This window comes from Glycomyces amatae, from assembly GCF_020991375.1.
Classification (GTDB): Bacteria; Actinomycetota; Actinomycetes; order Mycobacteriales; family Micromonosporaceae; genus Glycomyces; species Glycomyces amatae.
In genome coordinates this window covers 1-23,726 of sequence record NZ_JAJLQZ010000033.1, presented here as the reverse complement: position 1 = coordinate 23,726, position 23,726 = coordinate 1, and the positions used below count along the sequence as shown (strand labels likewise).

The 23,726-nt window shown below is 73.6% G+C and carries 21 protein-coding genes and 1 pseudogene; 11 read left to right on the top strand and 11 right to left on the bottom strand.

All coding sequences use genetic code 11. From position 1 onward, the window contains the following. Nucleotides 1-68 precede the first annotated feature (68 nt). The 6 genes from LO763_RS26905 to LO763_RS26875 form a co-directional block, all read right to left on the bottom strand. A complete protein-coding gene (locus LO763_RS26905) occupies nt 69-692 on the bottom strand; it encodes a choice-of-anchor M domain-containing protein (protein WP_230791168.1) in 624 nt (207 codons plus the stop codon). A gap of 8 nt (nt 693-700) precedes the next feature. Further along, entirely contained in the window at nt 701-1,342 is a 642-nt protein-coding gene (locus tag LO763_RS26900; protein ID WP_230791164.1) for a choice-of-anchor M domain-containing protein, read from the bottom strand. Nucleotides 1,343-1,364: 22 nt separating this feature from the next. Beyond that, nucleotides 1,365-3,224, bottom strand: coding sequence for a choice-of-anchor M domain-containing protein (locus LO763_RS29300; RefSeq protein WP_255673068.1), 1,860 nt, complete (start codon nt 3,222-3,224; stop codon nt 1,365-1,367). Between the two features lie 269 nt (nt 3,225-3,493). After that, nucleotides 3,494-4,273: a class I SAM-dependent methyltransferase gene (locus LO763_RS26885; protein ID WP_230791161.1), complete on the bottom strand. Its 780-nt coding sequence runs from the start codon at nt 4,271-4,273 to the stop codon at nt 3,494-3,496. Nucleotides 4,274-4,544: 271 nt separating this feature from the next. Then, a complete protein-coding gene (locus LO763_RS26880; RefSeq protein ID WP_230791158.1) occupies nt 4,545-5,411 on the bottom strand; it encodes an alpha/beta hydrolase in 867 nt (288 codons plus the stop codon). A 113-nt stretch (nt 5,412-5,524) separates the two neighbouring features. Continuing rightward, nucleotides 5,525-7,759: a rhamnogalacturonan lyase family protein gene (locus LO763_RS26875; protein ID WP_230791156.1), complete on the bottom strand. Its 2,235-nt coding sequence runs from the start codon at nt 7,757-7,759 to the stop codon at nt 5,525-5,527. 371 nt (nt 7,760-8,130) lie between these two features. On the opposite strand from LO763_RS26875, the gene LO763_RS26870 reads away from it, so the two are divergent. After that, entirely contained in the window at nt 8,131-8,940 is an 810-nt protein-coding gene (locus tag LO763_RS26870) for a hypothetical protein (RefSeq protein WP_230791153.1), read from the top strand. 48 nt (nt 8,941-8,988) lie between these two features. Further along, nucleotides 8,989-9,666, top strand: a complete 678-nt coding sequence (locus LO763_RS26865) for a GOLPH3/VPS74 family protein (protein ID WP_230791146.1) — start codon at nt 8,989-8,991, stop codon at nt 9,664-9,666. Between the two features lie 34 nt (nt 9,667-9,700). Here LO763_RS26865 and LO763_RS26860 read toward each other — a convergent pair whose 3' ends face one another. Further along, complete coding sequence (locus tag LO763_RS26860; protein WP_369432097.1) at nt 9,701-10,312, bottom strand: glyoxalase; 612 nt, start codon at nt 10,310-10,312, stop codon at nt 9,701-9,703. A gap of 150 nt (nt 10,313-10,462) precedes the next feature. Here LO763_RS26860 and LO763_RS30190 point away from each other — a divergent pair. Next, a pseudogene (locus tag LO763_RS30190) lies at nt 10,463-11,125 on the top strand (molybdopterin-dependent oxidoreductase); the annotation flags it as partial. A gap of 668 nt (nt 11,126-11,793) precedes the next feature. Here LO763_RS30190 and LO763_RS26850 read toward each other — a convergent pair. From LO763_RS26850 to LO763_RS26840, 3 genes are all read right to left on the bottom strand, one after another. Continuing rightward, nucleotides 11,794-12,138: a histone-like nucleoid-structuring protein Lsr2 gene (locus tag LO763_RS26850; protein WP_230791138.1), complete on the bottom strand. Its 345-nt coding sequence runs from the start codon at nt 12,136-12,138 to the stop codon at nt 11,794-11,796. Between the two features lie 278 nt (nt 12,139-12,416). Next, on the bottom strand, nt 12,417-13,061 hold the full coding sequence (locus LO763_RS26845; protein ID WP_230791135.1) for a response regulator: 645 nt from the start codon (nt 13,059-13,061) through the stop codon (nt 12,417-12,419). Next, nucleotides 13,058-14,176: a sensor histidine kinase gene (locus tag LO763_RS26840; protein WP_230791133.1), complete on the bottom strand. Its 1,119-nt coding sequence runs from the start codon at nt 14,174-14,176 to the stop codon at nt 13,058-13,060. The genes LO763_RS26845 and LO763_RS26840 overlap by 4 nt, the downstream gene beginning before the upstream one ends. A 137-nt stretch (nt 14,177-14,313) precedes the next feature. Here LO763_RS26840 and LO763_RS26835 point away from each other — a divergent pair, with 137 nt between their 5' ends. Continuing rightward, nucleotides 14,314-15,240, top strand: a complete 927-nt coding sequence (locus LO763_RS26835; protein ID WP_230791130.1) for an ABC transporter ATP-binding protein — start codon at nt 14,314-14,316, stop codon at nt 15,238-15,240. Continuing rightward, complete coding sequence (locus LO763_RS26830) at nt 15,237-16,007, top strand: ABC transporter permease (protein ID WP_230791127.1); 771 nt, start codon at nt 15,237-15,239, stop codon at nt 16,005-16,007. The genes LO763_RS26835 and LO763_RS26830 overlap by 4 nt, the downstream gene beginning before the upstream one ends. 138 nt (nt 16,008-16,145) lie before the next feature. On the opposite strand, the gene LO763_RS26825 is transcribed toward LO763_RS26830, so the two are convergent. Then, complete coding sequence (locus LO763_RS26825) at nt 16,146-17,267, bottom strand: FUSC family protein (protein WP_230791124.1); 1,122 nt, start codon at nt 17,265-17,267, stop codon at nt 16,146-16,148. Between the two features lie 204 nt (nt 17,268-17,471). On the opposite strand from LO763_RS26825, the gene LO763_RS26820 reads away from it, so the two are divergent. The 6 genes from LO763_RS26820 (at nt 17,472) to LO763_RS26795 (ending at nt 23,606) form a co-directional block, all read left to right on the top strand. Further along, nucleotides 17,472-18,305 (top strand): CPBP family intramembrane glutamic endopeptidase, encoded by an 834-nt coding sequence (locus LO763_RS26820; RefSeq protein WP_230791123.1) that lies wholly within the window; start codon nt 17,472-17,474, stop codon nt 18,303-18,305. A gap of 2 nt (nt 18,306-18,307) precedes the next feature. Further along, a complete protein-coding gene (locus tag LO763_RS26815; RefSeq protein ID WP_230791205.1) occupies nt 18,308-19,456 on the top strand; it encodes a sensor histidine kinase in 1,149 nt (382 codons plus the stop codon). After that, nucleotides 19,453-20,112, top strand: a complete 660-nt coding sequence (locus LO763_RS26810; RefSeq protein WP_230791115.1) for a response regulator — start codon at nt 19,453-19,455, stop codon at nt 20,110-20,112. Before LO763_RS26815 ends, LO763_RS26810 begins: the two co-directional genes overlap by 4 nt. 172 nt (nt 20,113-20,284) lie before the next feature. Further along, a complete protein-coding gene (locus LO763_RS26805; RefSeq protein ID WP_230791114.1) occupies nt 20,285-21,376 on the top strand; it encodes a hypothetical protein in 1,092 nt (363 codons plus the stop codon). Nucleotides 21,377-21,558: 182 nt separating this feature from the next. Next, entirely contained in the window at nt 21,559-21,789 is a 231-nt protein-coding gene (locus LO763_RS26800) for a hypothetical protein (protein ID WP_230791112.1), read from the top strand. A gap of 335 nt (nt 21,790-22,124) precedes the next feature. Further along, nucleotides 22,125-23,606, top strand: coding sequence for a ricin-type beta-trefoil lectin domain protein (locus LO763_RS26795; RefSeq protein ID WP_230791110.1), 1,482 nt, complete (start codon nt 22,125-22,127; stop codon nt 23,604-23,606). Nucleotides 23,607-23,726: the final 120 nt, after the last annotated feature.

The following is a 23,726-nucleotide window of genomic DNA, read 5'->3' as shown; positions in this document are numbered from 1 at the left end:
GGCGGCCCGCGCGGGGCCCGGGAGCCGGGCCCCTGCGCGGGGCCGCCCCTATCTGGGGAGGGAGTGGTCTATCCGACGTCGAAGGTGTAGGTGATCTGCGGGGAGGTCACCGGGCCGTCGACGGCGTGGGTGCCGCCGACCTGGAACGTGAGCTCGTACGTTCCCGGTTCGGTGAACACCCAGGTCGGGTGGTGGTGCGACTCGGTGATGGCGGTGCCGGAGGCGTCGCAGGCCGGGTCGGTGTGGAAGCGGACGTCGCCGGTGGTGGCGTCGTAGACCGAGACGTTCCCGCCGGCCGGGGTGACGGCGTCGACCAGTTCGGCCTGGAGGGCGCCGCCGAAGTCGGCGAGGTCGAGGTCCTCGGTGCTCCAGCCGGCCCAGATCAGGCCGGTGGCCTGGGTGCGCGGGAGGACCCAGTTGTCGCCGGCGTCGAGCTTGCAGGCGACGGCGCCGGGGCGGTCGACGAGGTGTCCGGAGTGGACGTCGAAGACCACGTCCGCGGGGTCGTGGACGGTGGCGGTGCCCTCGTCGCGGACGTCGATGTCGAGCGCGTTCGCCGTGTCGTCGTAGGAGAAGGCGAGGACGTCGACGTGGCCGGAGCCGATGGTGACGGCCGCCTGGGCCTGGCCCGCGAGGGTCAGGGAGAGGGCCGCGCCGAGGACGGCGCCGAGTTTGATCGCTTCGGTGCGCAAGGGGACTCCTACTTCTCGACCCAGAACCAGTAGTCGACCTCGCCGGTCGACACGGTCTCGCCGGTGGCGGCGAGGACGCCTTCGGCCTCGACGGTGAGCTTGTAGAGGCCCGCTTCGCCGAAGGCCCAGTTCAGGTGCCCGTGGCCGCCCGCGGTGACGTCCCAGGAGCCGGGGCCCTGGTCGGAGTCGAAGAGGACGTCGGGGTCGCCGAGGTCGTCGACGGTGTAGAGGTCGACGTCGCCCCAGGCGTCGTGGACGGTGAGCGTGAGGGTGTCGTCGGCGAAGTCGCCGGGGGCGATCTCCTCGGTGGCCCAGCCGGGGAACAGGAGGCCCTCGACATGGGTGTCGGGGAGGATCCAGACGTCCGAGTCGCCGTCGTCGAGGAAGTCGTAGCCGGCGGGCGCGGTGGTCTTCGCTTCGGAGTCGACGACGAGGAGGACCTCGGAGGGCGCGTGCTCGGCGTCGTTCCCGTCGTCGTGGACGTGGAGGTCGAGGGCGCCGTCCTCGTAGGCGACGCCGAAGACGTCGACGTGGCCTTCGTCGATGAGCGTGAGGGAGGACGGGCCGTGGGCCGTCGCCGGGGCGGCGGTGGCGGCCAGGACCGCGGCGGCGGCAGCGGCGACGGCGGCGTACTTCGGGAGGGTTCGCAAGGCGGAGTTCCTTTCAGGTGGTTCAGATGGCGGTGAAGGTGACGAGCGCGGTGTAGGTACCGGACTCGGCGTCGGTGGGCAGGTCCAGGAACAGGTCGGCCTGGAGCACTGCGGTGCCGGTGCCCGCGCCGGGGTCGGCGGAGGCCAGCAGCTGCGAGGAGGCGAGGCCGGGGCCGCCGTCGAGCAGGCCCGCGACCGCGGGCCCGGGGGTGACGGTCTGGCGTTCGCCGCCGGAGGTCAGGGTGGGGAGCCAGCCGAGGTGGGCGCCCGACAGCTCGTGGTCGCCGGAGGTGCCGTGCTCATGTTCAGCGAAGCTGAAGTCCGAGACCTGCGCGGTGGCGTTCCAGCCGGGGTCGGCCGAGCGGGTGTCGGTGACGGTGACCGGCCGCAGCTCGCCCTCGGTGGACCAGCGGGCGGCGTCGGGGCCGAGGGTCGGGGCCGGGAACGCGACGGTGCGGTCGCCGGGGTCGACGCTGAGGACCAGGCCGCCGGTGTCGGCGTCGAGTTCGGCGGTGAGGGTCTGGGTGTCCTCGAGCACCGGGTCGGGGTCCGGGTCGGGATCGCCGCCGCCGGGCCATTCGCCGACGACGAAGAGGAGGTCCTGCGGCGCCGAGGCGAGCGCGGTGCCGTCGGGCGCCTCGGCCTCGGCCTGCCAGGTGAGGCGGTAGATCCCGGGCTCGGAGAAGAACCAGTTGGCATGGGCGTGGGTGCGGGCCGAGGTGGCGATCGCCTGCGGCAGGGCGTCCGCGGTGTCGATCTTCACCGAGGCGTCGCCGAAGTCGTCCACGGTGAGCACGACGAGTTCGCCGGGGCCGCTGAAGCCGGTGAGGGCCAGGTCGACCGCGTCGTCGGCGAGGGCGCCGGCGGGCACCTCGGCGGTGTCCCAGCCGGCGAAGAGGACGCCGTCGCGCTGGGTGTCGGGCAGGAGCCAGCGGGTCTCGCCGGGCGCGCCGACCTGGTCGTAGCCGGGGTTCGCGAACTGCTCCCCCAGGACGGTCTCGGACTCGGGGGTGGCGTGGAAGGCCACGTCGTCGGGGTCGCGGTAGACGTCGGACGGGTCGTGGAGGCGGGTGCCGTCCTTGGTCCGCAGGTCGAGGCCGTCGCCGTCGCCGCCGACCGAGAGGACGTCGACGTGGCCCTCGTCGAGGACGAGGCGGCCGTCGAGGTCGGCCTCGTCGGGGAGGTCGGGGCCGGGGCCGGGGCCGGGGTCCGGCTCGGGGGGCGCGTCGCCGACGCGCCAGTGGTACTCGATCTCGTCGGTGGCCGCGGTGGTGCCGTCGGCGAGCGTGCCGGCGGCCTGCCAGGTGAGCGTGTAGTCGCCTTCGGCGGTGAAGGCCCAGTAGGAGTGGACGTGCGCGGGGACGCCGACCTCGACGGCGTCGGGCAGGCCGTCGCGGGAGGAGGCGAACAGGTTGGGCTGCCCGAAGTTGCGGACCGTCCACAGGACCACGTCGCCGGGGCCGGAGACGTCCACGAGGTTCAGGGAGACCCGGTCGTCCTCGAACCGCCCCTTGGGGAGCGGTTCGGTGCTCCAGCCGGGCCACAGGAGTTCGGGGTCCTGGGTGAGCGGCAGCATCCACATCGGGTCGCCGGGCTCGCCGATGAAGCTCCAGGTCTCGCCGTCCGGGATGGTCGCCTCGGCCTCCGGCAGGACGTGGAACAGCACGTCGTCGGGGTCGTGGTAGCGGGTCGTGGGACCGGTGTCGTCCTTGACGCGCAGGTCGAGCCGGTCGCCGTCCAGGTAGACCTGCATGGCGTCGGCGTGGCCGGCGGACAGGACGGTGCGGTCGTCGGCGGGTTCGGCGGCGGCCGGGGCGGGCCAGGCCAGTGGGAGCAGGAGTGCCGCGGCGGCGAGCGCCGGGTGCGGGCGGGCGGGGGCCATGGGGTTCCTCGTCGGCTCGGGAGCGGGGTCCCCATCATGCTAACGAAAATCATTATCATTTTCGAGTCCTAGGAGGAGGAAAAATGGTCCTCCGGGAAGGGCGCCGGTCGAACCGCAGGCGGCGGGCGCATCGGGCGGCGGGTGACGTCGAATACCGAGAAGATGCGCATATGCCCACGCGCGCATGAACACTGCGCCGAGGCGGTGCTCGTGCCCAGCCTTGGCGCGCATATGCCCGCGCGCGCATGGGAACCGCCGGATTCAAGGCGTCACGGGCGCTGCGCGAGCGTCTCCAGGTACTCGACCGTGAGGACGAAGCGGCCGTTCTCGCTGCGGCCGCGGGCGGCGAAGAGGCCGCGCAGGTCCGATTCGAGCTCGGGCCAGCGGCCGGTCGGCTCGACGGCCGAGCGGATCGTGATCCAGGCCGGGTTGCGGCCGGTGATCTCGTCGACGGCCTGGTCGAGGCCGTCCCAGACCACGTCGACGGTGCGCGTCGCGAACACCGGTCGGACCGGCAGATCGGCGAAGACCTCGCGGACCCGCTCGGGCTCGGCCCAGCGCTCCACGGGCGAGGCCCCTCCCCCGCGGGGCAGGTACCGTGCCGCCAGCGGGCCCATCGCGCCGAACGCGGAGGCGGGCGTCCACGCCAGGACCGCGATCCGTCCGCCCTTGCGGCACAGGCGGACCAGTTCGGCCGCCATCGCCTCGGGCTCGGGCGCGAACATGCACCCGAAGGCCGAGGCGACCAGGTCGAAGGAGGCGTCCTCGCGAGGGACGGCGGTCATGTCGGCCTCGACCCACTCGACGGCGACCGCGGCGGCCCCGGCGCGGCGCCGGCCGAGGTCCAGCAGCGCGGGAGCGGCGTCGAGCGCGGTGACCGCGGCACCGGCGCGGGCGGCCTCGATCGCGAGCGGCCCTGGGCCGCAGGCGAGGTCGAGCACCGCCAGGCCGGGCGCGGCCTGCTCCCGGGCGAGCCTCCGGCTCGCCTCGGCCCAGCGGTCTCCGGCCGCGGCGTAGTCGCCGAGGCTCCACATCGCTCCTGGTCGCATCGATGCTCCTTGTCGGCTCGCGGTGGTCGTGGCGCGGGGGTCCCGGTCGGGCCGCGCAGCCGGGGCCGGTGCCGCGGCCTGGGACCGATTCCTCGATACGATAACCATTTTCAACTATGGGTCGCAAGGCCCCGGCGGTCGCCGGGGCCTTGCGGGAACCGCCGCGGCTCGGGCGGCCGGAGCGCCCGCGGGCGGGTGCGGCGGGCCGCATCCGCCTGCGGGCGCGGTCCGCCGGGGCCCGGGACGAGGGGCGCCGTCGCCGGGCGCGCCGCTACGCGTCGAGGACTTCGCGCAGGACCTTCGCGAACTCGTCGGGCTTGCCGGTCTGGCCGTACTCGCCGCCGAGGAAGCCGCCGTGGCCGTCCGGGAAGACCACCGGCTCGGTCCCGAGGCGCTCGGCCACGGCGCGGGCGGCGCGGGCCGGGAGGATCCCGCCCGAGTCGGCCCCGACCGCGAGGACGATGCGGGTCGACGCCTCGCGCAGTGCGGCGAAGTCGTGCTCGTAGGCGTTGCCGGTGACCATGTTCTGGCCCAGGAGCGGGTCGTCGCGGCCGCCGTCGTCCTCGGTCGGGAGGCCGAAGGCCGCCGGGTCGGGCGCGGGCCGCTCCAGGAACTCGGCGGTGACCGGGCCGTCGTGGGAGACCAGGGCGATGAACTTCGCCATGGCGGGCCCGAAGCCGGAGGCCAGGTAGGTCTCGCGGATGTCGCGGCAGACGGCCAGGACCGCCTCGCGGTCGGGCAGTTCGCTCGACGCGGGCGGCTCGTGGGCGACGAGGGTGCGCACCTGCCCGGGGTGGCGGGCGACCAGCGCGAGGGCGTTCACGGCGCCGCCGCTGCTGGCGAAGACGTCCACCGGTCCGCCGCCGAGGGCGTCGATGAGGCGGTGGAGGTCGTCGGCGTGCTCCTCCACGGTGGTCGCGGCGGCGCCGTCGGTGCGGCGGCTGCGCTCGGACCCGCGCGGGTCGTAGGTGGCCACGCGGCGGTCGGTGAAGTGGGAGGCGAGGGTCGCGAAGCCGGGCGCGGCCATCGGGGAGCCGATCAGGAGCAGCGTCGGCGCCTCGGCGCCGGCGCCCTCGCGGAGGTCGTAGTGCAGCACGGCTCCGGGCGCTTCCAGCGTGTGCGTCTGCGGTTCGGTCATGGCGTCTCCTCGTTCGAACGGGTCTGCGAGGTATGACGAGGCGGGGCCGCCGGATTCATCGGCGCGCGAGGGCGGGGCGGGCCTGCGGCCCGCCCCGCCTCATGCGGGTGCTCCTACGGGGTGCGGACGTCGGGCCAGGGGTAGCCGGTGACGTCTGAGCCGATGTAGAAGCTCGGGTGCGGCGGCTGGTTGTAGGCGGTGTTCTGCCAGGCGATGGCGACGCGGTACTGGACGTCGTGCATCAGGGTGGCGATGCGCAGGTTCGTCTGGTGCGGGGTGGCGTAGATCCGCAGGGCGCGGTTGTCGCTCGTGCGCCAGACGACCTCTTCGCGCCAGTCGCCGAACAGGTCGGCCGACAGCGACGGGTTGGACTTGGTGCCGTTGTTGGTGGCCACGCCCGAGGCCGAGAGCTGCGTGCCCGAGGGGTAGTTGGTGATCTGGGTGCCGTCGAGCAGCTCGCGCTCGCCGTCCCCGTCCCACCAGGCCAGGAAGTTCGCCGAGGCCGGCTTCGAGCCGATGTTGGACCCGCTGCTGTTGAGCAGGCCGCTCACGTTCGAGGACCAGTACTCGGCACCCGCGTTGGACGACAGGACGTTCGCCGCGACGCCGCGGCCGTTGTCGCCGTCCGGGCTGGTCTGGAACAGGACCGACCCGTTGGAGCCGAGGAGGCTCGAGGAGGGGGCGCTACTGGACTCGTGGACCATGAACACCTCCTGGCCCGACCGGCTCGGGACGAAGTCCGAGACGTGGAGCGCGTCGCCGTGGCCCATGCGGCTGTTCCACAGCGCGTTGCCGTCCGAGCCGATCGCCATGGCCCCGTAGACGATGTCCTGGCGGCCGTCGCCGTTCAGGTCCGCGATCGAGAGGCTGTGCGCCCCCTGGCCCTCGTACTGCGAGCCCTCGTCGTCGGAGTCGAACGTCCAGCGGGTGGTCAGGTCGGTGCCGTTCCAGTCCACGGCCCAGATCACCGAGCGCGTGTAGTAGCCGCGCGCGAAGATCATCGAGGGGGTCTCCCCGTCGAGGTAGGCGGTGCCGGCGAGGAACCGGTCGACGCGGTTGCCGTAGTCGTCGCCCCAGGAGGAGACGTTGCCGCGCGGGGGGTCGTAGTCGACGGTGTCCATCGCGGCGCCGGTCTGGCCGTTGAAGATCGTCAGGAACTCCGGGCCGGACAGGACGTAGCCGCCCGAGTTGCGGTGGTCGGCGCTGGAGGAGCCGATCACCGTGCCCTGGCCGTCGCGGGTGCCGTCGGCGGTCTTCATGGCGATCTCGGCCTTGCCGTCGCCGTCGTAGTCGAACACCTGGAACTGCGTGTAGTGCGCGCCCGAGCGGATGTTGCGGCCCAGGTCGATGCGCCACAGGCGGGTGCCGTCGAGCTCGTAGGCGTCGATGATGGTGTTGCCGGTGGTCCCCGACTGCGAGTTGTCCTTGGCGTTGGACGGGTACCACTTGACGATGTACTCGTAGTCGCCGTCGCCGTCCAGGTCGCCGACGCTGGCGTCGTTGGCCTCGTAGGTGAAGCCGCTGCCGGAGGGCTGCTGGATCGGGATGTCGAGGTAGCCGCTGGAGTTGAAGCGGGCCTCGACGCCCGAGGCGGTCCCCTCGGTGCCGTCGGTGACCGCTCGCACCGTGTACTGCGAGCTGGAGGAGCCGCCGGTGTCGAGGTAGTTCGTCGCCCCCGTGATCGGGGACGAGTTGAGCTTGGTGCTCCCGCGGTAGACGTTGAACGCGACGTTCGACGCGTCGGTGCCCAGCAGCCGCCAGGACACGAGGTTCCCGCCGCCCGAGGGCACCACGGTGACCCCGCGGTTCAGCGCCTCGACCTCGTACCGGCCGTCGCCCTGCTGGGGCGGGGCGCCGTCGTCGAGCTCGACGTAGTCGATGTTCGCCAGGCCTGCGCCGGTGGTGGCCACCAGCCGGACGGTGTTGCTCCCGGCGTTGAGCGGCACGGTGACGGTCTTGGTCGACCAGGTCGTCCACGCGCCGGTGGCGCTGAACGCGCTGGCCGACTGCACCGTCGTTCCGTTGACCACGATGTCCGCCGAGCGGGTGTCGGTCGCGCCGTGCGCGTACCGGATCGCCAGGGTGGCGTTCCCGGCGGTCGAGGCGTTCACGGTGAACTGGCTCGCGGCGCCGACGGCGTTGTCGGAGTTGCAGAACCCGCTGCCGGAGTGCCCGGCGTGGTTCGAGTCGATCGTGCCGGCGCAGGTGGCCGGGGAGTTCTCCGCCTCGTAGCGGACGGCGGCGGCCTGGGCGGTGAGGCTCGCGGCCGTCGGGATGGCGACGGCCGCGAGACTGGCGGCCGCGAGGACCGACAGGCCTTGCAGCCGCCGTTTCCGGGATGTACGCATGATCACTCCGCGTGTTCGTGAGGGTGGGTTCCGCCGGGCTCGGCGGAGGGGCGCGGGCCACCGTGGGCATGCCGGGGCTTCACGGTGCACTCGCATCGTTATATCGAAATGAATCGATTCAATTTTGCATTGAAGTATATACAGCGCTTACCGCGGAGCGCAATAGCATGGGAGCGTTCATCAATCGGCGGTGCGCCCCGCATCGGCGAAGGCGAGCGATAACCTCGCTGCTCATCGGCGTCGGACGCCGGCGGATCGCCGGGCGCATCCGATCGGACGCCGCCCCCTCGGAGTGGCCGCTTGTCGTACAGGCGGACTAAAATGAGGAGGGATGCACGGCGTTTCAGACGGTACGGGAGGGTACGAGCCAGATGATCGCGAAACAGGCGGCGCCCGCCGGGCCGCCGCGCACGCGGCCCGAGGACCGCACCGGCGTGCTCGAGGAGGCCGGGACGCTGGTGCTCCTGCCCGACGACCGCCACGCCACGGACACGCAGGTGGCGGCCTTCTACGAGGTCCCGGTCGAGCAGCTGCGGCACCTCGTGCGGCGCCACCGGGAGGAGCTGCGGGCGGCCGGCCTGGCCGACCTCCGCGGCGAGGCGCTCCGCGAGTTCAAGTTCCGGTTCCGCGGCGAGCTGCCGCCGGAGGCCTTCCGGGCGAGGCGGCTCCAGGCGTGGACCCGGCAGGCGATCCTGGCCGCCGGGCAGCTCCTGACCGGCTCCGCGGTGGCCGAGCGGGTCCGCGGGTACCTGCTGGCGACCGAGTCGTCCACGCGGCCCGGCTCCCCCGCGGCGGCGCGCGCCGCCCGGCTCCGGGAGCGCACCGACTACCGGAACGTGCTGGACTCGCTCAAGCTCGGCGGGGGCGTCTCCGAGGACTACCGGCTGGTGCAGAACGCCCTCTACGCGGGGCTGTTCGGCATGACCGCCGGCGTCATCCGGGAGACCCGCGAGCAGCTCGCGGGCGCCCGCAGGCACGACGGGTCCTTCACCGCCTCCTCGGCGCGGGTCGCGAAGAACTACCTCACCGCCGACGAGCTGCGGACGCTCGACGGCGCGGTCGCCGCGGTCAACGCGCAGCTGGAGGTCAGACACCCGCGGGGCGCCACGCGCGACCAGATGCTCGAGGTGGTGCGCAGGGCCGTGTCCCTGTTCCGCGCCTCCGATCCGGGTACGATTTAACCCGAAACCGGCTCATTCGGCATCCCGGCGCGAAACGAGAGGCCCCCTATGGCGACGCTCATCGTCGAAGACCTGCTCCTGCTCCTCCTCGACGACGAGAAGGGGCACATCGCCGGCGAGGGGACGCTCTACTACCCCCTGGGCGGCGCGGTCCTGATCGAGCTCGCGATCGAGGGGCACGTGCGGTTCGAGCCCGCGAAGCGGGCGTTCGGCAGCGCGAAGGTGCACGCGGCCGAGGGGCCGGCTCCGGGCGACCCGATGCTCGCCGAGGCGCACGCGCTCATCGCCGAGAAGCCCCGCACCGCGCAGGAGCTGCTGATCCTGATCGGCACGAAGCTGCGCGTCCCGGTCGCCGACCGGCTCGTCGAGAAGGGGCTGGTGCGCCGGAACACCAAGAAGGTGCTCGGCCTGTTCCGCTCCACCACCTGGCCCGCGGCGGACGCCCGGCACGAGGCCGGGCTGCGCGAGCGGATGAAGGCGGTGCTCGTCGGGGGCGAGGCCCCCGATCCGCGGACGGGCGCGGTCATCGCGCTCCTGGCCGCCAGCGGCCAGATGCACCTCGTCCTCAAATACGAGGAGATCTCGTGGACTGCTCTCGAGCGGCGCGCCGACGCCGTCGTCGAGGGCCGGTGGGCGGCCGAGGCGGTGAAGGACGCGATCAACGCGACGAACGCCGCGATCGCGGCCGTGACCACCACGGCCGTGATCACGACGGTGACCCAGTAGGCGCGGGCCTCAGGCCCGCGCCTCGGTGCGGGGCTCAGGCCGCCGCGGTCTCCCACTGGAAGCCGTCCGGGTCGGTGAAGAACGCCGCGCCGCCGACCACGAGCCGGTGCGAGCCGCTGCCCTCGGGGTCGACCCCCGCGTCCTTCGCGGCGAACTTGCGGCTGTAGAGCGCGAGTTTCACGGTCTTCTCGGGCGCGGCGAACTCGACGTACTTGCGGCCGAAGCTCTTGCCGACGGTCAGGCCGTGGTCGGTGTAGAACTGCTTGGTCGCGGCCACGTCGGCGACGCCGAGCAGGAGCACGAACTCGTCGACCTCGCGGGTGGCCGGGCCGGTGTCCTTCTTCTGGGAGGTCGCGATCTTCCAGATCGTGCCGAACGGGTCCCGGATGACGCCGCCGTAGCCCCAGAGGCTCTTCGAGGCGGGCTTCAGCGTGGTCGCCCCGCCGGCGAGCGCGGTGCCGATGAGGCTGTCGACGGTGCTCGGCTGGGAGACCACGAGCGAGAGGGCATAGCCGCGGAACCCGGCGGTCGGGGCGTCGGTGGCCCGCACCCGCAGGCGGTCGCCCAGGCCGAACGCGGCCTCGTAGAAGGCCTCGGCGGCGGCGGTGTCGGTGACTTCGAGGGTGATGGCGTCGATGGCGTTCATGGCGGTTTCCTTCGCGGAGACGGTGCGGTTGCTCATGTCCCCAACCGTATTTCCGCGGCCGCCCCCGGGGCTTCTCGATTCCTGACCGATCCCCCGCGCGGGCGTCCGAATCGACGTTTAGGCCGGTCAGGCGCGGGTATTGAGGGCCGCATGCCTGAACGCGACCGCATCGCCGAACCGTGGGGCGCCCGCACTCCGTACGACGCGGGCGAGCCCTGGCCCGTACGGCGCGACATGTTCCTGGAGCCGGGCCTGACCGAGGCCGACGTGGACGCCTGGGTGCCCTCGGCCTCGATCCTCCACTCCAACGGCGACGGGCTCGACATCGCGGTGCGGGAGGGCAGGATCGTCGGCGTCCGGGGCCGCGCCGCCGACCGGGTCAACCACGGCCGGCTTGGCCCGAAGGACCTGTTCGGCTGGCAGGCCAACCACGACCCGGACCGCCTCACCCGGCCGCTGATCCGCCGCGGCGGGCGGCTCGAGGAGACCGACTGGGACACCGCGATGGACGCCGCGGCCGGGCGCACGAAGGAGCTGCTGGAGGAGGCGGGGCCCAGCTCGATCGGGTTCTACACCTCGGGGCAGCTGTTCCTGGAGGAGTACTACACGCTGGCCCTCATCGGCCACGGCGGGATCGGCACCAGCCACATGGACGGCAACACGCGGCTGTGCACGGCCACCGCGGCCGCGGCGCTCAAGGAGTCGTTCGCGTGCGATGGGCAGCCGGGCTCCTACGCGGACGTCGACCACGCCGACGTGATCGCGGTCTACGGCCACAACATGGCCGAGACGCAGACGGTGCTGTGGAGCCGCGCGCGTGGAGCGGCTGAGGACGGGCGGCGGCACGCCCGCGCCGGCCCCCACGAACACCGCGTCGAGGCCGGTGGCGGCGGACGTGCCCGCCACGCGGGGCGGCCCGGCCGCCCGCGCGCGGGAGGACCTCGGACCGCGGGGAGGCGCCCGATGAAGCACGTGGCGATGGCGATCCGCGAACTGCACCGGGCCGAGAACGACCTGGCCGGCGCGCTCCTGGAGGTCGGCGACCGGCACCGCGGCGAGCACGAGCTGTACCACGTCGGCCGCGACCTGGCCGCCTGGTCCGGGCGGCACGCCGAGGAGCTCGCCGGCATCGGCGGGCGTCACGGACTGGAGCTCGACCCCGCGCCCGGGAAGCGCGGCGCCGTGCTCGACACGGCGCGGCGGGAGAGCGAGGACCTCTTCGGGCGGGACGGGAACCCGGAGCTGGCGGTCCTCAGCGACCTGCGCCAGATCCACCGCATGGCCGCGGGCGTCTCCCTGGACTGGGAGGTGCTCTCCCAGACCGCGCAGGCGCTGCAGCTGCGGGAGCTGCTGCGGCTCGCCGAGGCGTGCCATCCGGAGACGCTCCGGCAGCTGCGGTGGGCCAACGCCGCGCTCAAGGAGAACGCCGCCCAGATCATGGTGTCCGCCTGAGCGGACGCCGGACCGGGCGCGGGGCGCCCTCAGGCGTGCGCGGCGTCGTACTTGGCGATCACCTCGTCGGAGATCTTGCCGCGGGCCTTGATGGGCAGGCCCTGCTCGTCAGCCCAGCGGCGGATGTCGAGGTTGCGGTCGCGGTCGCCGCGCCGGGGCGCGCGCTTGGGGGCCGCGGCGGCGGTGCGCGTGGAGTAGCGGCCGAGGCGGGTGCCGAACTCCTGGTAGGCGGTGAGCCGGTCGCGCAGCTCCTCGGCGTGGGCGGCCGAGAGGTCGATGGTGTAGAGGTAGCCGTCGACGCCGAACTCGACCGTCTCTGCGGCCTCGCTCCCGTCGATGTCGTCGGTCAAGGTGACCACGGTCTGCTTCGCCACGGTATGTCTTCCTAACAGGATTGTCGAGGGCCGCTGCGGCGACGCCCTGCCGTCGATCGAACACGAGCTCGCATCGGCTGTCGCTGCACCGCACGTCCCGGACTCGATTGCAACGTCCGCGCACATAGTAGCGAAGCCGTGGAAGGCGGGCGCCGATCCCCGGGCGGGCGTGACCGAGTCGGCGACCGTGCCCGAATCGGGGTTTCGGGCCACTCTGGAGGGCGCTCGGGCGCACCGGCGGGAGAGGCGCGGACGGCGGGAAGATCTGTCCTGAAAGGTCAGTCGAGCAGGCCGTGGTGCAGCGCCCGCAGCACCGCCCTGGTGCGGTCCCGGGAGCCGAGCTTCAACAGCACGCTCGACACGTGGTTCTTCACGGTGCCCTCCGCGAGGAACAGCGCCCCGGCGATCTCGCGGTTGCTGAACCCGGCGGCCAGGAGCCGGAGGACGTCCAGCTCCCGCTCGGTCAGCGGCAGCGGCTCGGCCCCGGCGGCCTGCGCCTCCCCGGCCCCCCGCAGGGAGCGCAGGAGCCGGTCGGTGATCGCGGGCCGCAGCATCATCCGGCCCTCGGCCAGGGTCCGCACCGCGCTCACCAGCTGCTGGAGGGTCACGTCCTTGAGCAGGTAGCCCCTGGCGCCGGCGCGGATCGCCTCCAGCGCGAGCTCGTCGTCGTCGAATGTGGTCAGGACCAGCACGGGGATCTCGATGCCGCTGTCGCGCAAGGCCTCCAGGGTCCAGATGCCGTCGTGGCGGGGCATCCGCAGGTCGAGCAGGACCACGTCGGGCCGGGTCTCCCCGATCACCGCCAGCGCGGCCATGCCGTCGTCGGCCTCGGCCACCACCTCGACCTCGTCGCTGAGGTCGAGCAGCCGCTTGACGCCCTCGCGCACCAGGTGCTGGTCGTCGACCAGGCAGACGCGGATCACGCGGGCACCGCCGCCCGGACCCGGAACCCGTCCTCGCCCGAGAACTCGGCCGCCCCGCCCAGGGCCTCGAGGCGCTCGGCCATGCCGCGCAGCCCGTTGCCGGGCTCGAACGCCGCCGACCCGAGGCCGTCGTCGCGGGCGTCGAAGGTGACGCGCTCCCCGTCCGAGTCGATCGCGATCCACAGGTTCTCGGCGCGCGAATGCCGGATCGCGTTCGTGACGACCTCCTGCACGCAGCGCAGGAGGGCCCGCGTGAGCTCGGCGTCGGCCTCCACCGCGTCGTCGATGCGCAGGTGCACGGCGGGCGCGGGCAGGTCGGCGACCACCGACTCCAGGGTCTCGCGCAGGCGCGGCCCGCCCTGGCGCATCTCGCCGACGGTGGCGCGCACGTCGCTGAGCAGCTGCCGCGTCACCGCCTTGGCCCGGTCGACCGACTCGGCCGCCTCGGGCCCGGCCCGGTGCGAGGCGATCTCCAGCTCCAGCGACAGCACCGTCAGCTGGTGGCCCACGGCGTCGTGCAGCTCCCTGGCGATGCGCAGGCGCTCCTCGGTGCGGCTCGACTCGTCCTGGAGGGCCGCGGCGGCCCGCAGCCGCACGTGGGCCTCGGCGAGGCGGCGGCGCGACTCGACCTCGTGCAGCTGGGCGTGGACGCTCAGGACGCTCGCGGCCTGGAGCATCAGGTACAGCGCCGCGACCATGCCGATCTCGAACGCCGTGTCCGCGAAGCGGGCGGTGGCGACCGCGACCACGGCCGTGTTCAGCGCGATGAGCGCGGACGCGACGCGGGGCGGCACCGTGTAGGCGCTCACGGCGACGGACAGGACCAGCAGGATCGGCGTCCACCCGGCCCCCGGCGCGGTGAGCACCAGCACCGGCGCGAGCACCGACTGGGCGGCGAGCGCGGTCCACACCGCGCGGCGGGGCGCCAGGTCGATGAGCCACATGCCGGTCGTGAACGCCGCGAAGAACCCGGCGTAGACGGCCAGCCACCAGCCGGTCGGGATCACCGGCAGGTCGTCGCCCTGGAAGTGGGCGACGACCACCGGCACGGGCATGGCCAGGCCGACCAGGGTCACGAAGACCCCGCCCCAGATGTCCGCTCCTATCCGTCTCATCGCCACCAGCTTAAACGTCCGCCGGCCGCCGGCACCCGTGCCGGAAGTCATGGGGCCGACCCATGACCTCTCGCACGCGCGCCGGGGGCGCGCGGGCCCCTAGCGTCGAGGGGAACGTAGGAAACCGGGAGGGGACGATGGACGCCATCGAAGTGCGGGGGCTGCACAAGCGCTACGGGGACACGGTCGCCGTCGAGGACGTGAGCCTGTCCGTCGAGGCGGGCGAGATCTACGGGGTGCTGGGCCGCAACGGGGCGGGCAAGTCCACGACCGTCGAGGCCGTGGCCGGGCTACAACGCCCCGACCGCGGCGAGGTGCGCGTCTTCGGGCTCGACCCGCGGCGCGACCGGAACCGGCTCAGGCAGGTCCTCGGCGTCCAGCTCCAGGACGCGGCGCTCCACGCGGCGCTGACGGTCCGGGAGCTGGTGCGGCTCTACCGCTCGTTCTACCGCGACGGCGCCGACCCCGAGGAGCTGATCGAGCACGTGGGCCTGACCGGGCAGCGGCGCACCCGCTTCGAGCACCTCTCGGGCGGCCAGCAGCAGCGGCTCAACATCGCGCTGGCGCTGGTGGGCGATCCGAGGGCGGTCGTCCTCGACGAGCTCACCACCGGGCTCGACCCCGAGGCCCGCCGCCACATGTGGGCCACCGTCGAGGGGCTGCGCGACCGCGGCGTGACCGTGGTGCTGGTCAGCCACCACATGGAGGAGGTCGAACGGCTCTGCGACCGGGTCGCGCTCATCGAGCGGGGCCGGGTCGCGGCCGTCGACACGCCCGAGGGGCTCGTGGCGCGCGCGGGGCTGGAGCAGGTGGTGCGCTTCCGCACCGCGGCGCCGTTCGACCCCGCCGTGCTCGACCGGGTCGAGGAGGTCCGCTCGGTGCGCACGGTCGGCGACCAGGTCGTCGCGACCGGCTCGGGGAACCTCCTCCACGCGGTGAGCACCGCCCTCGTCAAGGCCGACGTGGTCGCGCTGGACACGCGGTTCGAGCGCGCCACCCTCGAGGACGCGTTCCTCTCCCTGACCGGCAGCCCCTTCGACGACGCCTCCGGGAGCGAGCGATGAGCACGATCGACACGGCCCCCCACCGGCCCGGCCCGCGCGCCTGGGCCGCGCTCGTCGCGGCCGAGGGGAAGATGGTCGTCCGCGACACCGCGGGCCTGATCATCCCGCTCGGGCTGCCCCTGCTCATCCTCGTGATGAACGGGATGGGCGTCTTCGGCGAGGCCTCCGTGGGCGGCGTCAGCGTCTTCGAGCTGTACGTCATGCCCCTGGTGCTCACCATCGTCATCGCCACGGTCGGCGTGGTGAACATGCCGAGCTTCCTGGCGTACTACCGCCGCACGCACGTGCTGCGCCGGCTGGCCGTCACGCCCGCGCATCCGGGGATGATCCTGACCGCCCAAGTGGTCGTGAGCCTCGTCCAGTCGCTGGTGGGCGTCGCGCTCGCCGTGACCGCGGCGATGCTGTTCTTCGACGTGGGCGTCCCCGACCGCCTCGGGGCCGCGCTGGCGGTATTCGGGCTGGCGGCGCTGACGATGTACGCGCTCGGACTGCTCGTCGCCGCGGTCGCGCCCACCGGCAACGCCGCGGTGGCGATCGGCCTGACGCTGTTCTTCGCGCTCGGCGCGACCGGCGGCATGTTCGGCCCCACCGACAACCTGCCCGCGCCGCTCGCGGCGGTCGGCGAGTCCCTGCCCTTCGGCGCGGCGGTCCAGGCCATGGGCCGCGCGTGGGCCGACATGGACCAGAACCCGGCGCACCTCGTCGCGATGGGCGCGGCGATCCTGGTGAGCACCGCGGTGGCCGTTCGGTTCTTCCGCTGGGAATAAGCCCCCTCGAGGGCCGCCCCGGCGCCCGGCACCGATCCGCCGGACGCCGGGGCGGCCTGTTCTCGGATTCGCCGCCGGGGCCGGGCGCCGGTCCGGGGCGGGCTGCATCGAGGGCGGCGCGGTCCGGCGGGACCGGAGTCAGCGGGACAGCTCCTGGAAGAGGCGGCGCACCGCCACCATCAGGGCGGCCTGGGCCTCGGCGACGGCGCGGTCGGCCCCGGCCCGGTCGGCCCGGTGCTCCAGCGCGTCCAGCCGCTCCGACCAGTCGCGGTCGAGGCCGTCCGCGCCGTCGCCGCCGCCGTCCGGCAGCAGCTCGTCGAGCCGCCGCTCGTAGGCGTCGGCGGCGGCGTCGAGGGCCGCGGCGCACTCCTCGTTGAAGTCGGGGTCGAAGGACCGGTCCGACATCGCGTCGCGGTCGCCGTCGTCGAGGACGTCCGCGAGCGTCCGCACGGCCTGGGCGAGGCGCCAGTTCAGGTCGAACACGGCGGCGAACCGGTCGACCGCGTCGCGGTAGGCGGGCCGCCGGAGATTGAGCCTGAGGCCGTCGCGGGCGCGGCGCATCGCCGAGCGCGTCTCCACGGAGCGGCCGTCGAGCCGCAGCGCGTGCGCCGACCACGAGTCGGCGCCGGAGCCGTCGCGCTCGCCGCGCAGCCCGGAGGCCATGTCGCGCAGCAGCTGGGCGGTCGCGCCTCCGTCGCGCCGCACGCGGGCGCCGACGGCGCGGACCCGCAGCGGGGGCGCCACCAGCAGGTTCACCCCCATCCCGATCGCGGCGCCGAGGCCCGTCTCCAGCAGCCGGAACAGCACGGACGGCCCGTTGACGCTGTCGACGGCGACCAGGAACAGGGCGGTGAAGGGCACGTACAGGCCCTGGTCGTCCAGGCGGTGCCACTGGCTCACCAGGAACGCCACCGGCACGCACACCGCGAGCGCGAGCTCCTTGCCGGGCATCAGCCAGACGGCGAGCGACGCGGCGGCGACCCCGAGCACCACCGCCCCCACCTGCCGCATGCCGGTCAGGACCGACCAGTACACCGTCGGCCTGACCACGGCGAACGCCACCCACGGCGCGAGGTAGGGCTGGGGCAGGCTGAGCAGGTCGGCGGCGACGATCCAGGCCAGGACGGCCGCGAGCCCGGCCTTCAGCGCCTGGACGGCCGTCTCCCGCGCCCAGCTGCCGGGGTCGGACACCCCGCGGACGAAGCGCCGCACCCTTCGGAGGTCGTCCCCTGCGCCTTTGAGCATCGCGTGTCGCTCCATGGTCCGCGGCGTACCCGGCCCGGGGCCGCGTTATCCCTTCTGGAGCCGCCGGACCCCGGGGCGGCCGCCCGCGTTTCGGCGGTTCCGTCCCCCGTGCGAGCTACGCGCAAGTGTCGACTTCACGGGGACGACGCGGGGCGGTCCGGTCCGTAGCGTTCACCGCAGCCGCGGCGCCCCCGCCGCGGCAATGTGGAAGGAAGCTTCATGAGACTGGTATGGCAACTCCTGGCGGTCGGGGCGATCGTCGCCATCGGCGGTCAGGCCTCGCTGGCGTTCGAGGGCGACCACTGGCTCGTCCTGGCGATCAGCCTCGCCACCGTCGTGCTCTCGGTCGTCGTCTACCGGTGGATCGTCCGCCTGACCGAGCGGCGCACGGTCGTCGAACTCGGCCGCGAGAGCTCGGTCACCGGGACCGGCTGGGGCACGCTGTTCGGCGTCGCGCTGTTCGGCCTCGTCATCCTGAACATCGCCCTCCTGGGGCACTACGAGGTGGACGGCGTCGGCGACCCCGAGGCCGTGATCGGCCTGCTCGGCTTCATGGCGGCCGCCGCCGTGAGCGAGGAGCTGGTGTACCGCGGCGTGCTGCTGCGGATCCTCGAGCAGTGGTGGGGCACCGGGCTCGCGCTGGCCTTCACCAGCGTTCTGTTCGGCATGTCCCACCTGATCAACCCCAACGCGACCCTCTGGGGCGTCACCGCCATCGCGATCGAGGCCGGCTTCATGCTCGGCGCCGCCTACATCGCCACCCGGAGCCTGTGGCTCCCCATCGGCATCCACTTCGGATGGAACTTCGCCGCCTCCGCGATCTTCAGCACCGAGGTGTCCGGCAACGGCACCCCGCAGGGCCTCCTCGACGCCGCCACCTCCGGCCCGATGCTGGTCTCGGGCGGGGAGTTCGGCCCCGAGGGCAGCGTGTACTCGATCGTGTTCTGCGTCCTGACCGGCATCGTGTTCCTCTGGCTGGCAAAGCGACGCGGCCGCCTGGTGCCGCTCCGTCGCGCCGCCCGCGCCGAGGCCGTCGCTAGACTGCCCCGGTGAACATGCTTCGGCGGCTCCCGGAGCGGTGGCGGCGGCTCGACGTCACGCTCCGGGACCTCCCCCTCGGCCTGCTGTTCGTCGGCCTCTCGTTCGTGCCCGTGCTCCAGGAGTACGTCACGCAGGTCGGCGATCTGCCCTCGAACCCGTTCGGCCCCATGACGATTGTGGTGCTGGCCCTGCTGTGCCTCCCGCTGGCGGTCCGGCGGCGGTGGCCGCTGGCGAGCCTGGCCCTGGTGTCGCTGGGCTTCACCGTGTCCATGCTCGGCAGCTACCACGTCGTCGCGGGCACCGCCCTGGCGATCGCGATCATCAGCGCGGGCGCCCACCTGGAGCGGCTGCGCCGGACGACCGCGGCCGTCCTCACGGCGGCCTACGTCGCCGTCGCGTTCGCGCTCGTGGGGCTCGGCTCCACCGAGAGGCTCGACGGGTTCGTGGTGTTCTACCTCCTGGCGGTCGTCGCCTGGGGCGTCGGGGCCTGGCTGCGCGCCACCCGGGCGGCCGAGGCCGAGCGCCGCCGCCGCGTCGCCGAGGCCACCCGCGCCGCCGAGCGCACCCGCATCGCCCGCGAGCTCCACGACGTCGTGACCCACCACGTGACGGCGATGGTCGTGCAGGCCGAGGCGGCGCGGTACCTGACCGGGGCGCCCGAGAGGCTCGACCAGACCCTGAAGGCCGTGGGCGACACCGGCCGCCGCGCCACCACCGACCTGCGGCACCTGCTCGACCTGCTCAACCCCGACCACGGCGCCGAGTCGCGGACGCCGACGGTCGGCAGGCTGCTCACGCTCGTGGAGCAGACGCGCCGGGCCGGGCAGGAGGTGGAGTTCACCGAGGAGGGCACGCCCGCGGCGGCCACCGGCAGCGCCGACCTGGTGGCCTACCGGGTGGTGCAGGAGGGGCTGACGAACGCCCTCAAGTACGCCCGCAGCACCCGCACCGCGGTGCGGGTGCGCCACCGCGACAGCGACATCACCGTGGAGGTCAGCACGGACGGGTCCCGTCCGCAGCCCGGGGTCGGGGCCGGGAGCGGGCGCGGCCTCGCCGGGCTCCGGGAGCGGGTCGACCTCCTCGGCGGCGAGTTCGACGCGGGCCCGCGGGAGGACGGCGGCTTCGTCGTGCGGGCGCGCATCCCGGCGAGGAGCCCGTCGTGACCGCGCCGATCCGGGTCCTGGTCTGCGACGACCAGATGCTCATCCGCACCGGGCTGGTGACGATCATCGACGCGCAGCCCGACCTCGAGGTGGCGGGCGAGTGCGGCGACGGGCGGGCCGCGGTCGAGCTCGCCGCTCGGCTGCGCCCGGACGTCGTGCTCATGGACGTCCGGATGCCGGTGCTCGACGGCATCGAGGCCACCCGGCGGCTCGCGGGCGACAAGGTGGCCGACCCGGTCAAGGTCCTGGTGGTGACCACGTTCAACCTGGACGAGTACGTCTACGAGGCGCTGCGGGCCGGAGCGAGCGGGTTCCTGCTCAAGGACGCGCCGCCCACGCAGCTGCTCCAGGGCATCCGCACCGTCGCGACGGGCGCGGCGCTGCTGGACCCCGAGGTGACGCGGGCGCTGGTGGGCAGGTACGCGGCCAGGATCAGGCCCGCGGGCGACGTCCCGGAGGAGCTGCCCCTGACGCCGCGCGAGCTGGAGGTGCTGCGCCTCATCGCGGACGGCCGCTCCAACGGCGAGATCGCCGCGGCGCTGGTCATCAGCCCTGAGACCGTGAAGACCTTCGTGTCGCGCATCCTGGCCAAGCTCGGCCTGCGCGACCGGGTCCAGGCGGTCGTCTACGCCTACCGCCACGGCCTGGCGACCTGACGCGGGTCGGCCTGCTCGCGGGCCAGCCGGGGGCTTCCCGCCGCTTTCCCGCTGGTCTCCCGCCGGTCCACCGCCTCGTGGAACGCGCGCGTCTGCGGCAGAGTGGTCCTGCCGGCGGAGCACCGCTCCGCCGGCGACCGAGCCGCCGAGCGAGGAAGAGGAATCCGACCCGATGTCAAGAAGGTTCAAGGCCCGCAGCGCCGTCGCCGCCGCGGCGGCGGGAGCCGCGGTCGCGGCGACCACCGCGTACGCGGTGCAGTTCGCCTCGGCCGACGAGACCGCGCCCGAGGCGGCGCCGTCCTGCGTCCTGGAGACCCTGCCGATCCCCGAAGGACTCGTGTCCACGAACGTGAGCGGCATGAGCGACGACGGGTCCGTCATCGCCTACTACGCGCTGCCGCTCGACCAGAGCTGGCCCGACGGCCTCGGGGCCCATCCGCGCCTCTACGCGGACGGCGCGGTCACCGAGGTGCCGATGCCCGGCGACCACCCGCGGCTCCACGACGTCAACGCCTCCGGCACCGCCGCCGGGTACACGACCGTCGACGGCTACGACGTGCCGTACGTCTGGCGCGACGGCGAGCTCTCCGAGCTGCCGGCAGAGGAGGACGGCGGCCGGGCGCACGGGATCAACGAGCGCGGCGACGTCGCCGGGGTCGACCGGCGCGGCGCCCAGGACGTCCCGGTCGTCTGGCCGGCCGACGGGTCCGGGCCGGTCGACCTCGCGCTGCCGGAGGAGGCCTACGCCGGCGCCGCCTACGACATCGGCGACGACGGGACCGTCGTCGGCGCCTACTACGACGGGGCCGGGGGCAGCAAGCCGTACCTGTGGCACCCCGACGGCACCGGGGCCGGACTGCCCGCGCCCGAAGGGGTCGACCTCGCCGACATCAGCTCCATCGCCATGGACCTGAACGGCGACTGGGCCTCCGGCCAGCTGTTCGCGCCGGGACTCGGGTTCGCGAGCACGGGCGTGCGCTGGAACCTGGCCGAGGGCACCGCCGAGATGACCGAGCTCGACTACTCCGTGGCGGTCAGCGCCGACGGGACCGTCGCCGGCCACCGCCCCGACGTGCGGACCGCCGCCTACCAGGTCGGCGGGACCGTCTTCGACCTCCCGGGCGTGGCCGACCACGGCGGCCGCGGAGAGGACGGGGCCGACGAGATCAGCGCCGACGGCTCCCTGATCGCCGGGCACGTCTTCGTGGGCGTCGACGACGCCGACCTGAACGTCTACAACGCGGTCCTGTGGACCTGCGGGTGACCGCGGCGGACCGTCCCGAGGGGACGCGGTCGGGCCGCCGCGCCCGGACCCTGTAGCGGCCCTCCCGCGAACCACTCCCCCGGCGCCGCCCCGTCCTCCCCGAGGCGGGGCGGCGCCGCATGTGTCGGTGCGCGCCCGGCGGGTACCCGTTCGGCGAACGTCGACGACCGAGGGGGATCGCGATGACCGACCGGGAGACCGGGCATGTGACCGGCACGCCTGACAAGGACTACAACATCATCTGGTTCGTCGAGGCGTGCCTGAGCAACGCGCTGCGCCTGGAGACCTACATCGCCGACGCCGAGAGCGCGGGCGACAGCGAGCTGGCGGACTTCTTCAAACGGGCCCAGGGCGCGAGCCGCAAGGGCGCCGAAGAGGGCAAGGAGCTGCTGGCCAGGCGCTTGAACGCCTGACGACGACGCGCGGGCGCCCGCGGCCGGACGACCGGCCGCGGGCGTCGCGCTGCCGGGACCTCGTCCACGGGGCGCCTGCGAACCCGGGGCACCCGCGGTCGGGACTCGAGGAAGCCCCGCACGGGCTTGCGGCGGCGTCCCAAGGTCGCGGGCCCTGGACCGGCCGCCTCAGTCCCAATATATCGCAACTCTTGACTTCTTCTATGGGTTTTCGTTACCGTGATCCGAACGGCTCCCGGTCCCGGGCCCGAACCCGCCGAACCCCCTCGCTCCTCGGCCGGCGCCGCCGCACCACTCTCCGCGGCCCACCGTCGCCCGCCCCTTGAGGAGTCCACATGCGCACCGACCGCCCATCGTCCCCGCCGCACCGGCGCCGCCTCCGGCGCCTGCTGCTCACCGCACTGGCCTCACTGGCGCTGGTGCCCGCGACCGTGCTGACCGCCGCCTCGCCCGCACAGGCCGACACCAGCGACTTCAGAGGCGTCAACTGGGCCGTCCTGGGCGACAACTTCAGCACCGGACCGCTCGTCATCGACGGCCTGAGCGCCTCCGACAGCTACGCCACCGTGCAGGCCAAGGCCAACGCCGTCTACGACGACATGGAGTCCCTCCTCGGCGTCAACACCGTCCGGCTGCCGATCAACACCCACACCGTCGGCACGGCCTGGTGGAACGCCTACCGCGGCGCCATCGACGCCGCGACCGCCCGCGGCTTCAAGGTCATCCTCGCCTACTGGGAGGACGGCGCCGCCTCCGGCGGCCGGATCACGAACATGGCCGCGTTCAACACCATGTGGTCCACCGTGACCTACCAGTACGGCTCCAACGGCCAGGTCTACTTCGAACCGATGAACGAGCCGCACGGCTACAGCTCGGCGGAGTGGCGCGACGTCGCGGCGGACTGGCTCGAGTACCACTACTCGGCGCCGCCCGAACGGGTCCTCATCGGCGGCACCGGCTACAGCCAGGACCTCAGGCCGATCTGCGACGACAGCCGCTTCGACGGCACCCTGCTGTCCTTCCACCACTACGCGTTCTTCTACGGGGAGATGGACTACGCGGCCTGGCGCAGCCACGTCCAGACCCGCCTGGGCGACTGCGCCGACAGGGCGGTCGTGACCGAGTTCGGCGCGCCGATGGACAACGGCCTGAACTACAGCGACGCGGGCAGCGCGAACAACTTCGTCCGTCACATCCGCGCGGTCACCGACGTCATGCGCGCCAACGGCATGGGCGGGACCTACTGGCCCGCCCTCGGCGGCAAGCCCGGCAGCATCGGCTACGACTGGTACTCGATGTTCGCCAAGAGCGGCAGCGGGGCGAACTTGAACCTGACCCTGCGCAACGACAGCGGCGCCGACCGCCTCCGCTACGGCTGGGGCGACGACGTCGACGGCGGTGGCGAGGTCACCACGGTCGACATCGTCAACCGGAACTCCGGCCGGTGCGTCGACGTCGTCGGCGGCTCCACCGCCGACGGCGCCGAGATCATCCAGTACGACTGCCACGGCGGCGCGAACCAGCAGTGGGAGCTCCAGGACGCGGGCGGCGGCTACTACCGGATCGTCTCCTCGGCGTCGGGCCGGTGCCTGGACGTCGACGCCGCCTCGACCGCCGACGGCGCCAGGGCGATCCAATGGGCGTGCAACGGCGGCACCAACCAGCAGTGGCAGCTGCGCGCCGCCGGGAACCACACCGAGCTCGTCGCGCGCCACTCCGGCAAGTGCCTCGGCGTGGTCGGGGCCTCCACGGCGAACAGCGCCAGGCTCCAGCAGTTCACCTGCTCCGGGGCCGCCTCGCAGCAGTGGACCCTGTAGGACCGGTTCCAAGAGTTCGGGCGGGGGGGCGGGGGGGGGGAGGGGGGGGGGGGGCCCCCCCCCCCGGGGGGGGGGGGGGGGGGGGGGGGCGGGGGGGGGGGCGGGCCCGCCGGCCCCCCC

Bases quoted from the DNA above. Each gene is read 5' to 3' on its own strand.
- LO763_RS26795 (WP_230791110.1), top strand. From the start codon at position 22,125: ATGCGCACCGACCGCCCATCGTCCCCGCCGCACCGGCGCCGCCTCCGG.
- LO763_RS26815 (WP_230791205.1), top strand. From the start codon at position 18,308: ATGCTTCGGCGGCTCCCGGAGCGGTGGCGGCGGCTCGACGTCACGCTC.
- LO763_RS26800 (WP_230791112.1), top strand. From the start codon at position 21,559: ATGACCGACCGGGAGACCGGGCATGTGACCGGCACGCCTGACAAGGAC.
- LO763_RS26875 (WP_230791156.1), bottom strand. From the start codon at position 7,759: ATGCGTACATCCCGGAAACGGCGGCTGCAAGGCCTGTCGGTCCTCGCG.
- LO763_RS26865 (WP_230791146.1), top strand. From the start codon at position 8,989: ATGGCGACGCTCATCGTCGAAGACCTGCTCCTGCTCCTCCTCGACGAC.
- LO763_RS26860 (WP_369432097.1), bottom strand. From the start codon at position 10,312: ATGAACGCCATCGACGCCATCACCCTCGAAGTCACCGACACCGCCGCC.
- LO763_RS26805 (WP_230791114.1), top strand. From the start codon at position 20,285: ATGTCAAGAAGGTTCAAGGCCCGCAGCGCCGTCGCCGCCGCGGCGGCG.
- LO763_RS26840 (WP_230791133.1), bottom strand. From the start codon at position 14,176: ATGAGACGGATAGGAGCGGACATCTGGGGCGGGGTCTTCGTGACCCTG.
- LO763_RS26880 (WP_230791158.1), bottom strand. From the start codon at position 5,411: ATGACCGAACCGCAGACGCACACGCTGGAAGCGCCCGGAGCCGTGCTG.
- LO763_RS26830 (WP_230791127.1), top strand. From the start codon at position 15,237: ATGAGCACGATCGACACGGCCCCCCACCGGCCCGGCCCGCGCGCCTGG.
- LO763_RS26835 (WP_230791130.1), top strand. From the start codon at position 14,314: ATGGACGCCATCGAAGTGCGGGGGCTGCACAAGCGCTACGGGGACACG.
- LO763_RS26885 (WP_230791161.1), bottom strand. From the start codon at position 4,273: ATGCGACCAGGAGCGATGTGGAGCCTCGGCGACTACGCCGCGGCCGGA.
- LO763_RS26825 (WP_230791124.1), bottom strand. From the start codon at position 17,267: ATGGAGCGACACGCGATGCTCAAAGGCGCAGGGGACGACCTCCGAAGG.
- LO763_RS29300 (WP_255673068.1), bottom strand. From the start codon at position 3,224: ATGGCCCCCGCCCGCCCGCACCCGGCGCTCGCCGCCGCGGCACTCCTG.
- LO763_RS26870 (WP_230791153.1), top strand. From the start codon at position 8,131: ATGATCGCGAAACAGGCGGCGCCCGCCGGGCCGCCGCGCACGCGGCCC.
- LO763_RS26820 (WP_230791123.1), top strand. From the start codon at position 17,472: ATGAGACTGGTATGGCAACTCCTGGCGGTCGGGGCGATCGTCGCCATC.